Source organism: Mesorhizobium sp. M7A.F.Ca.AU.002.02.1.1 (genome assembly GCF_003998535.1).
GTDB classification, from domain to species: domain Bacteria; phylum Pseudomonadota; class Alphaproteobacteria; order Rhizobiales; family Rhizobiaceae; genus Mesorhizobium; species Mesorhizobium ciceri.
Window position 1 is genome coordinate 1 of sequence record NZ_RZPB01000149.1, and the last position, 10,165, is coordinate 10,165.

Annotated in this window: 11 protein-coding genes and 1 pseudogene; 7 read left to right on the forward strand and 5 right to left on the reverse strand. The window is 64.0% G+C overall.

Annotation, left to right across the window (positions count from 1 at the left end; translation table 11 throughout):
• The 3 genes from EN879_RS12055 to hutI all read right to left on the reverse strand — a co-directional run.
• A partial coding sequence (locus EN879_RS12055; RefSeq protein WP_206520937.1) for an N-formylglutamate amidohydrolase occupies positions 1–480 on the reverse strand: 480 nt, incomplete at its 3' end.
• Entirely contained in the window at positions 480–2,021 is a 1,542-nt protein-coding gene (gene hutH / locus EN879_RS12060; protein ID WP_027162456.1) for a histidine ammonia-lyase, read from the reverse strand. The genes hutH and EN879_RS12055, both read right to left, overlap by 1 nt.
• Entirely contained in the window at positions 2,018–3,253 is a 1,236-nt protein-coding gene (hutI, locus tag EN879_RS12065) for an imidazolonepropionase (RefSeq protein WP_063167743.1), read from the reverse strand. Before hutI ends, hutH begins: the two co-directional genes overlap by 4 nt.
• Positions 3,254–3,351: 98 nt before the next feature.
• On the opposite strand from hutI, the gene EN879_RS12070 reads away from it, so the two are divergent.
• Complete coding sequence (locus EN879_RS12070) at positions 3,352–4,704, forward strand: formimidoylglutamate deiminase (RefSeq protein ID WP_024505593.1); 1,353 nt, start codon at positions 3,352–3,354, stop codon at positions 4,702–4,704.
• The gene (gene hutC, locus EN879_RS12075) at positions 4,701–5,438 is read left to right on the forward strand and encodes a histidine utilization repressor (protein WP_082826433.1); all 738 of its coding nucleotides are present in this window, start codon (positions 4,701–4,703) and stop codon (positions 5,436–5,438) included. The genes EN879_RS12070 and hutC overlap by 4 nt, the downstream gene beginning before the upstream one ends.
• A 45-nt stretch (positions 5,439–5,483) precedes the next feature.
• Here the strand turns inward: hutC and EN879_RS12080 are convergent, their stop codons facing one another.
• Complete coding sequence (locus EN879_RS12080; RefSeq protein ID WP_013532306.1) at positions 5,484–5,828, reverse strand: RidA family protein; 345 nt, start codon at positions 5,826–5,828, stop codon at positions 5,484–5,486.
• A gap of 226 nt (positions 5,829–6,054) precedes the next feature.
• Between EN879_RS12080 and aztA the strand changes: the two genes are divergently transcribed.
• The 4 genes from aztA (at position 6,055) to EN879_RS12100 (ending at position 9,194) form a co-directional block, all read left to right on the forward strand.
• On the forward strand, positions 6,055–6,861 hold the full coding sequence (gene aztA / locus EN879_RS12085) for a zinc ABC transporter ATP-binding protein AztA (protein ID WP_063167741.1): 807 nt from the start codon (positions 6,055–6,057) through the stop codon (positions 6,859–6,861).
• Positions 6,861–7,736, forward strand: a complete 876-nt coding sequence (aztB, locus tag EN879_RS12090; protein WP_013532308.1) for a zinc ABC transporter permease AztB — start codon at positions 6,861–6,863, stop codon at positions 7,734–7,736. The genes aztA and aztB overlap by 1 nt, the downstream gene beginning before the upstream one ends.
• A 27-nt stretch (positions 7,737–7,763) precedes the next feature.
• Positions 7,764–8,705: a zinc ABC transporter substrate-binding protein AztC gene (aztC, locus tag EN879_RS12095; RefSeq protein ID WP_013532309.1), complete on the forward strand. Its 942-nt coding sequence runs from the start codon at positions 7,764–7,766 to the stop codon at positions 8,703–8,705.
• Positions 8,706–8,855: 150 nt separating this feature from the next.
• Positions 8,856–9,194: a TIGR01244 family sulfur transferase gene (locus EN879_RS12100; protein WP_063167740.1), complete on the forward strand. Its 339-nt coding sequence runs from the start codon at positions 8,856–8,858 to the stop codon at positions 9,192–9,194.
• Positions 9,195–9,271: 77 nt separating this feature from the next.
• On the opposite strand, the gene EN879_RS12105 is transcribed toward EN879_RS12100, so the two are convergent.
• Positions 9,272–9,739 carry an Lrp/AsnC family transcriptional regulator gene (locus EN879_RS12105; protein WP_013532311.1) on the reverse strand — a complete coding sequence of 156 codons (468 nt, stop codon included), beginning with the start codon at positions 9,737–9,739 and terminating at the stop codon, positions 9,272–9,274.
• Between the two features lie 138 nt (positions 9,740–9,877).
• Between EN879_RS12105 and EN879_RS12110 the strand changes: the two are divergent.
• Positions 9,878–10,165, forward strand: a pseudogene (locus EN879_RS12110) (4-hydroxyphenylpyruvate dioxygenase); the annotation flags it as partial.

Genomic DNA, 10,165 nt, shown 5'->3' on the forward strand with positions numbered 1-10,165 from the left:
GAACAGGCGCGGCAGCACTGAACGGATCGAGTGGCAGTCATAGAGCACGATCTTTTCGTGTAGCCCGCGCAACCGGCCGATCTCGGCCTGCAAGGCGGCATGGTACGGCACGAAGAATTCCTCGCGACGCTCGTCGATCTCCGACGGCCCCGGTTCTTCGCCCTCGCGATAGAGCGGATCGCCATCGAAGGTCTCGGTCGGGCAAAGGCCCGTCGTCGCCTGGCCGGGGTAAAGCGAGGCGCCGGAGGGATCGCGGTTGACGTCGATGACGGTGCGCGAGATCGCGGTGTGCACCACCGTCGCCCCGAGGCCGGCGGCAAAGTCATAGAGATTATCGATCCACCAATCGCAGTCGCGGCGGCCGAGCCAGGGCGAGACCAGCCGATTCTCAAGGCCGGCGAGGTCGATGCCGGCGTGTGGTATCGACACCAGCAACGGGGCTGTGCCGGGCGTGACCGTCAGCCAGGGCGCGCTTGCCATCACACCGCTCCGGAAATCGACGGCAGAGCCACACCGCCGGCGGCCTCGATGGCCGCACCGCTGCGCACCATGGCGATGGCTTTTTCCATATCGGGGTGGAAATGGCGGTCATTGTCGAGATGCGGCACTTCGGCCCGCACCAGCCTGCGCACCGCCTCCAGGGCGTCGCTCGAGGCCAGCGGCGCGTGGAAATCGCAGCCTTGGGCCGCGGCCAGCAGTTCGATGCCGATCACCGCGGTGGCGTTCTCGACCATGCCGATCAGCCGGCGCGCGCCGTGCGCGGCCATCGAAACATGGTCCTCCTGATTGGCCGAGGTGGGGATCGAATCGACTGATGCCGGATAGGCTTTCTGCTTGTTTTCGGAAACGAGCGCCGCCGCCGTCACCTGCGGGATCATGAAGCCGGAGTTCAGGCCGGGCTTGGGCGTCAGGAAGGCCGGCATGCCGGAAAGTGCCGGATCGACAAGCATGGCGATGCGGCGCTCCGACAGCGAGCCGATCTCGCAGACGGCGAGCGCGATCATGTCGGCGGCGAAGGCCACCGGCTCGGCGTGGAAATTGCCGCCGGAAAGCGCGGTGTCATCCTCGGCGAAGATCAGCGGATTGTCGGTGACGCCGTTGGCTTCGGTGCCCAGCGTGTCGGCCGCCTGGCGCAGCACGGTGAGTGCCGCGCCCATCACCTGCGGCTGGCAGCGCAGGCAATAGGGATCCTGCACGCGTTCGTCGCCAACCCGGTGCGATTCACGGATGGCGCTGCCGGCCATCAGATTGCGCAGGGCGTCGGCCGTCTCGACCTGCCCGGGATGCTTTCTCAGCACATGGATGCGCGGATCAAAGGGTGCGTCGGAGCCTTTTGCCGCGTCGGTCGACAGGGCACCGGCGACCAGCGCCGATTGGTAGAGCACTTCGGCCTCGAACAAGGCGGCCAGCGCATAGGCGGTCGAAAACTGGGTGCCGTTGAGCAGCGCCAGGCCCTCCTTGGCGCCCAGTGTCACCGGTTCCAGGCCATGCGAGACGAAGGCGACCTTGGCCGGGAAACGGCCATGTGGGGTAAAACATTCGCCGACGCCGATCATCACCGCCGTCATGTGCGATAGCGGGGCAAGGTCGCCGGAGGCGCCGACCGAACCTTGCGCCGGCACCACCGGGATGACGTCGTTGGCCAGCATCGCTTCCAGCAACTCGATGGTTTGCGGCCGCACACCCGACGCGCCCTGCGCCAGGCTGGCGAGCTTCAGCGCCATCATCAGCCGGCAAACGGCAACCGGCATCGGCTCGCCGACGCCGGCGGCGTGCGACAGGACGATGTTGCGCTGCAAGGTCTCGAGATCCTCGGCCGGGATGCGGACGCTGGCCAGTTTGCCGAAGCCGGTGTTGATGCCATAGACCGGCTCGCCCTTGGCGACTATCCTAGCGACGGCCTCGGCGCTCGCCTTGATTTTCGGCCGGCAGGCATCGTCCAGCTTGGGCACGGCGCCACGATAGATGGCGCGCCAGTCGGCCAGCGTCGCATTGCCGGGTTTCAGGGTCAGTTCGGTCATTGTCCTCTCCAGATGCGGGCATGCAGCGGGTTGAAGCCCATGCGGTAGACGAGTTCGGCGGGGCGCTCGATGTTCCAGATCGCCAGGTCGGCGGATTTTCCGGCTTCCAGCGTGCCGGTTTCTCCCAGCAAACCAAGCGCGCGGGCCGCCTCCCGGGTGACGCCGGCAATGCATTCATCGACGGTCAGGCCGAACAGGGTCGCGGCCATGTTCATGGTCAGAAGCAGTGAGGTCAGCGGCGAAGTGCCGGGATTGTTGTCGGTGGCGACAGCCATCCTGACGCCGTGCTGGCGAAACAAGCCGATCGGCGGCTTCTTGGTTTCGCGAATGAAATAGTAGGCGCCGGGCAGGATCGTCGCCACGGTTCCGGCCTTGGCCATCGCCGCTGCACCTGCCTCATCGGTGTATTCGAGATGGTCGGCCGACAGCGCACCGTAACGGGCGGCGAGTTCGGCGCCATGCAAATTGGACAGTTGGTCGGCATGAAGCTTGACCGGCAGGCCGGCCGCCTTTGCAGCATCGAAGACGCGCGCCATCTGTTCCGGCGAAAAGGCGATGCCCTCGCAGAAACCGTCGACGGCATCGGCCAGCCCCTCGGCGGCAACCGCCGGGAGAATTTCCTTGGCGACCAGATCGATAAAGGCGTCCTTGTCACCCTTGGCTTCCGGCGGCAGCGCGTGGGCGCCGAGGAAGGTCGTGCGGATCGTCACCGGCCGCTGGTTGCCCAGCCGCCGTGCGGCACGCAGCGACTTCTTCTCGTTTTCGAGGTCCAGGCCGTAGCCTGATTTTACCTCCACGGTGGTTACGCCCTCGGCAATCAGCGCATCGAGGCGTGGCAGTGATTGGGTGACCAGTTCGCTCTCGCTGGCGGCGCGCAGCGACTTGACCGAGGAGACTATGCCGCCACCAGCCCGGGCGACCTCTTCATAAGTGGCGCCGGCCAGCCGCATCTCGAATTCGTTGGCGCGGTTGCCGGCATGGACCAGATGGGTGTGGCAGTCGATCAGGCCGGGTGTGATCCAGCGGCCCTCGCAATCAACCGTCTCGGCGCCCTGGGCAAGTGTCGGGGGCAGCTCCGACTCGGGGCCGGCATAAACAATGCGGCCGTCACGCGCAGCGACCGCGCCATGTTCGACGACGCCAAGTCCGGCAGACCCGTCGGCCATTGTCGTCAGCCGCGCATTGCGCCACAGACGAAGATCCCCTGCCCGGCTTTTGCTCTTTGCAGCCATCATCTTTTCCGTTTCAATCGATGACGATTATGTATATACATATTGAAACGCACTGCAAGTGCCTTCATCGCATGAGACACAGAGAACCGGAGAGAAAAGTGGCAGCGATCTTTGCGGAACAGGCGCTCCTTCCCGATGGCTGGCGCGAAAATGTGCGGCTTACCCTGGCCGAGGGACGCATCACAGCCGTTCAGCCTGGCGCTGCTGCGGCAGCCGGCGACGAACGTCACGCGATCCTGTTGCCCGGCATGCCCAATTTGCACAGCCACGCCTTCCAGCGCGGCATGGCCGGCCTTGCCGAGCTTCGCGGCCCCTCCGCCGACAGTTTCTGGAGCTGGCGCGAGGTGATGTACCGTTTCGCCCTGTCGATGACGCCCGATCAGGTCGAGGCGGTTGCCGCACAACTCTATGTCGAGATGCTGGAGGCCGGTTTTTCCCGCGTCGGCGAATTTCACTATCTGCATCACGACCGCGATGGAAAACCCTACGCCAACCTCGCCGAGATGGCCGAGCGCATTGCGGCCGCGGCCGGCGAGGCAGGCATCGGCCTGACGCTTTTGCCGGTGTTTTATGCGCACTCGTCTTTCGGCGGTGCCGCACCAAACGAAGGCCAGCGGCGATTCATCAACGATGTGAATCGATTCTCGCGGCTTGTTGAGAAATGCCGCGAATCGGTTCGCGCGTTGGATCAGGCTGTTGTCGGCGTCGCTCCGCACAGCCTTCGCGCCGCGACACCGGAAGAACTGATTGACGTGACTGCCCTGGCGCCGGACGGGCCTATCCACATCCACATTGCCGAGCAGGTGAAAGAAGTCGAGGATTGCCTTGCCTGGTCGGGCGCGCGGCCGGTCGAATTTCTGCTGGCCAATGCCAAAGTCGACAAGCGCTGGTGCCTGATCCACGCCACCCACATGACCGATGCTGAAACCGTTGCCATGGCCAAAAGCGGTGCCATCGCCGGCCTATGCCCGATCACCGAGGCCAATCTCGGTGACGGCACTTTTGCCGCGCCGCTGTTCAGGGAACATGGCGGCCGCTATGGCGTCGGCTCCGATTCCAATGTGCTCATCGGCCTGCCCGACGAGTTGCGCCAGCTCGAATATTCGCAGCGCCTCGCCCACCGCGCCCGCAATGTGCTGGCGGTCGCAGGCGGCTCGACCGGCCGCGCACTGTTCGACGCCGCGCTCGACGGTGGCAGCGTCGCGCTTGGCGCCGGTGCTTCCGCGATCGCCGCCGGCGCATCCGCCGATCTTGTCTCGCTCGATCCCAAAAATCCCTCGCTGGCCGGCAAGAGTGGCGACGCGATCCTCGACGCCTGGATCTTCGCCAATGGCAGCAAGGTCGACTGCGTCTGGGTGCATGGCCGCAAACAGGTCAGCGGCGGCAGGCATGTGAAGCGAGAGGCCATCGCTGAGCGTTTTCGCAACGTGATGACGGCGCTTTCGGCATGAGCATGGCCGGTACAGTGGAGGCGGAAGGCGGCGGCTCGCTGCACCAGCGCATCCTCTCCGACATCAGCGAGAAAATCCTGTCCGGCGCCTGGGCGCCCGGTCATCGCATCCCGTTCGAGCATGAGTTGAGCGTGCAATACAATTGCTCGCGCATGACGGTGAACAAGGCGCTGTCGCAGCTTGCCAAGGCCGGACTGATCGAGCGCCGCCGCCGCTCAGGCAGCTTTGTGCGCCGGCCGCAGTCGCAGGCCGCGGTGCTGGAAATCCACGATATCCGCATCGAGGTCGAAGCGCTCGGCCTGCCCTATCGCTACGAGCGCGTCGCCCGACACAAAAGGCGCAGCAGCGCCGGGGATCGCGCGCTGCTGGAACTCGGCGTGGCCGGACCGGTGCTGGCGCTGGAGTGCGGTCATTTCGCCGGCGAGCGGCCGTTCGCGCATGAACAGCGGCTGATCAATCTCACCGCCGTGCCCGAGGCAGCGGACGAGGAATTCGTGGCCACCGCACCAGGACCATGGCTGATTGGCCGCGTGCCGTGGAGCGAAGCCGAGCACCGGATTCGCGCTGTCGCCGCCGACAGGCATATCGCGGCTGCACTCGATATAGAAACCGGTGCGCCCTGCTTGGTGGTCGAGCGACGGACGTGGAGCGCCGAGCACCCGGTCACCCATGTGCGCTTCACCTACGCGGCCGAGAGCCACACGCTGGTGGCGAGGTTCAGGCCGCAGGGGTGAGGCTGATCTCCCCCCACGTGGGGGGAGATTGGCAGCTTCAACGCCTCAAATCGCAGCGGTAATAATAATCTCGACCAGATATTCCGGGGCGGCGAGCTTTGCTTCGCCGGTGGCGCGGGCTGGCGTGTTGCCCTGCGGCACCCACTTGTCCCATTCCGCGTTCATCTCGGCAAAGGTGCTCATGTCGGCCAGCCAGATGATCGCCTGCAGGATCTTGGTCTTGTCGGAGCCAGCCTTGGCCAGCAATTCGTCGACAGCCGCCAGGATGTCCCTGGTCTGCGAAGCGACATTGCCGGTTGGCTGGCCGACCTGACCAGCCAGATAGACGGTATTGCCATGGATGACGATCTGGCTCATGCGCGGGCCGACATCGATGCGACGAATGCTCATTGGATGGTTCCTTCCTGTGGCGGTTGCGCTTCTTTAGAGTCGCGACCGGCTTGGGGCAAGGTCGCCAGGTCGAATCCCCTTGGGCCAACGGCATATGATACGCACACACGGCAAGTTGACCCTGCCGCCGCAATTCCGCCGGATTGGCTTGTTGACTAATGTAATAACATCACATATCCAATCGGCCGCTGCCAGCAGCCGGATTTCGCCGCCTACGGATCGCAGAATGACAAATACCTGCCTGACATTCCGCGACCTGACGCTTGGCTACGGCAGCCATCCGGCGATCCATCATCTCGACGGCACCATCCGCAAGGGCTCGCTGACCGCTGTGGTCGGCGCCAACGGCTCCGGCAAATCGACGCTGATGAAAGGTATTGTCGGCGTCCTGAAGCCGATGGCCGGCGAGGTTGTCCGCGCACCCGGTGTACGTGCCGCCTATCTGCCGCAGCAATCGGAGCTCGACCGGTCCTTTCCGGCGCGGGTGGTGGATCTGGTTTCGCTCGGCCTGTGGCCACGGCGCGGCCTGCTTGGCCGCTACACTAGGGAAGATCGCGATGACGTCAGCAAGGCGCTGATGGCGGTGGGCCTCGGCGGTTTTGAAAAGCGGCCGATCGACACGCTGTCGGGCGGCCAACTGCAGCGCACGCTGTTTGCCCGTGTCCTGCTGCAGGACGCCGACCTCATCCTGCTCGACGAACCCTTCAACGCCGTCGACGCCAAGACGGTCGGCGACCTCATTGCGCTGATCAAGCACTGGCATGGCGAGGAACGCACCATCATGGTCGTCGTCCACGATCTGGATCTGGTGCGGCAGAATTTCCCCGAAACGCTGCTTCTGGCCCGCCAGCCGATCGCCTGGGGCGAAACCCGGGAAACGCTGAAGCCTGAAAATCTGTTGCGCGCCCGCCGTTTTCACGAGGCCTGGGAAGAAAATGCACCCTGGTGCGAGCCGGGCGAGGACGCTCATGGTCACGATCACCATGGCCACGATCACGATCACCAACATGGCGTCGGACCGAGGGCTGCTTGATGGACATGCTTTACGGCCTAGTCATCGCGCCCTTCGCCGATTTCGCCTTCATGCAGCGGGCGTTGATCGGCTCGCTGATGCTGTCGCTCGGCGCCTGCCCGATCGGCGTCTTCCTTATGCTGCGGCGCATGAGCCTGTCGGGCGACGCCATGGCGCACGCAATCCTGCCCGGTGCAGCCGCCGGCTTCCTGTTCTATGGGCTGGAAATCCTGCCGATGACCATCGGCGGCCTGATCGCCGGCGTCATCGTCGCGCTCGGCGCCGGCGCCGTCTCGCGTTTCACCATCCAGCGCGAAGACGCCTCGATGGCGGCTTTCTACCTGATTTCGCTCGCCATCGGCGTGCTGATGGTGTCGATCCGCGGTTCCAGCGTCGATCTCATGCATGTGCTGTTCGGCACCGTGCTGGCGCTCAATGACGAGGCCCTGACGCTGATCGGCGGCATCGTCGCGGTGACGCTGGTCAGCCTCGCCATCTTCTGGCGGGCGCTGGTCGCCGAATGCCTCGACCCGCTGTTCCTGCGCTCGGTCAGCCGGCTCGGCAGCCCGGTGCATTTCATCTTCCTCGGCCTTGTCGTACTCAACCTCGTCGGCGGCTTCCAGGCGCTCGGCACGCTTCTATCGGTTGGGCTGATGATGCTGCCGGCCGCGGCCGCCCGCTTCTGGACGGTTCGCGTCGAGCCGATGTGCGTGCTGGCCGTACTGATCGGCTTCGCATCCTGCGTCGCCGGGCTGCTTTTGTCCTATCACGCCTCGCTGCCATCCGGCCCGGCCATCATCCTGTCGGCCGGCGTCGTCTATTTCGCCTCGATCCTGTTTGGCACGCGCGGCATCCTGCGCGCGCGCATCATCCATCACCGTCACAGAACGGCCTGATCCCCGCCCCTAGAAGGAGACCCCTCTATGCTGAAATCCATCCATGCCGCCCTGGCGATGAGCGTTATAACATTAACCGCCTTTGGCGCATCGTCGGCCTTCGCGGCCCCGCTGAAAGTGGTCGCCAGCTTCACCGTCATTGCCGATTTCGCCAAAAATGTCGGCGGCGACCGCATCGATGTCACCACCATCGTCGGGCCGGATGGCGATGCCCATGTCTACGAGCCGAGCCCGGCCGATGCGGTGGCCATGGCCAAGGCCGACATCGTGCTGGTCAACGGCCTGCATTTCGAAGGTTTTCTGCAGCGGCTGGTCGATGCCAGTGCCACCAAGGCCTCGATCATCACCTTGACCAAGGGCGTGACGCCGATCGATTTCAAGCCTGAATTCGCCGATGCCGACGCGGCCGAAGGTGCCGGCACCGGCGGCGGCAAGACGGTCACCGATCCCCACGCATTCCAGTCGATTGCCAACGCCAGGATCTATGTGAAGAACATCGCCGAGGCTTTCTGCGCGGCCGATTCGGAAGGCTGCGTCAGCTATCAGACCAATGCCGCCGCCTACACCAAGAAGCTTGATGCGGTCGAAGGTGAAGTGAAAGCGGCAATTGCCTCGATCCCAGAGAGCAAGCGCGTCGTCATCACCTCGCACGACGCCTTCGGCTATTTCGAACATGCATACGGCCTGACCTTCCTCGCCCCGCAAGGGGTCTCGACCGACTCCGAACCATCCGCCGCAGACGTTGCCAAGCTGGTCAATCAGGTGAAGCAGGACAAGGCGGCTGCGATCTTCGTCGAGAACATCACCAACCCGCGCCTGATCGAGCAAATCGCCAGCGAAACCGGCATCAAAGTCGGCGGCACGCTCTATTCGGACGCGCTGTCGCAGCCCGACGGCCCGGCCGCGACCTATATCGACATGATGCACAACAACATCCGTCAGATCAAAGGCGCTATTCTCGGCAGCTGAGTTTGAAGGATTGTCCAGCCGGGCCGCATCGGCCCGGTTGGATTTTCTGGCACGCAATGGCTATTTGGCAGAGAAATCCTTCGGCACGGATTGCCGCCCATGTCGGGGAGTGGCAAGACTGCCACCTGACCAGTTTGCGAGGATGCTGCCATGGAATACCGCGAAATCAGCGAGGACTATTCGGTCTCGGGCCAGATCCAGCCCGAAGACGTCGCCGCCATCAGGGAAGCTGGCTTCAAGAGTGTGATCTGCAACCGGCCCGATGACGAACAGCCGGGCCAGCCTTCTGCCGACACCGTCGGGGCAGCGGTCGAAGCCGCAGGCCTCGCCTTCCGCTACATTCCGGTGATCAGCGGCCAGATCACGGCCGAGAATGTCGAGGATCAGGCCGAAGCGCTCGAGGAACTCGACGGCCCGGTCTTCGCCTATTGCCGTTCCGGCGCCCGCTGCACCAATCTCTATGGACTGATCCAGCAGTCGAAGGGTTGAACGGCCCTTCCGTCATTAGGCTGGCGATCCTTCACACCCCCTCTGGCCTGCCGACGTATCAATGATATCCGCTCAGATTAAATCGGCAGCGCGCCGGTTTCCTTCAGCGTCTCCAGCACGATCGCCGTTTTCACATGCTGCACGGATTCGTGCGGCAGTAGCACGCCGTTGACGAATTCCGACAATGATTTGAGATCCGGCGTCACCACTTTCAGGATGTAGTCCATCTCGCCGGTCAGCGCGTGCGCTTCCTGCACTTCGGGCAGCCGCGCCACCAGTTCGCCGAAGCGCCTTGCATTGTCGCGATTGTGGGTGGCGAGCGTGACCGAAATGACGTTGACCAGGGAAAAACCGAGCTTGTCGCGGTCGAGAACGGCGCGATAGCCCCTGATGAAGCCGTCCTCCTCCAGCCGCTGACGGCGGCGCGAGCATTGCGACGCCGACAGGTTCACCCGCTCCGAAAGATCGTTGTTGGTCAGCCGCGCATCACCCTGCAACAGTGCCATTATCTTGCGGTCGAACTGGTCAATGCGCGCCTCATCCATGGCTTTCCCTTACATCATGCACGCTTCACGCATGACATCATCATTTCAAGCGTTTGAATGCAAGCACCGTGCGCCTCCTCCGCGTTATCATCGTGTCAAATCGCCTTTTCAGGCCAGGCCAGCTTTCGGAGGAATATTATGGGTCCCTTCCCGCACGACGCCCCGCCCGCCAGGATCAGCAAGGACAACCCGGCCGGCACCGATGGGTTCGAGTTCGTCGAATTCGCGCATCCGGAGCCGCAAAAGCTGGCTGAGCTGTTCACCCGCATGGGCTATATCGCGGTGGCCAAGCACCGCACGAAAGACCTCACCATCTGGCGGCAGGGCGACATCAACTATGTCGTCAACGCCGAGCCCGGCTCGCATGCGATGAAATTCGTCGACAGGCACGGCCCCTGCGCGGCTTCGATGGCATGGCGGGTGGTC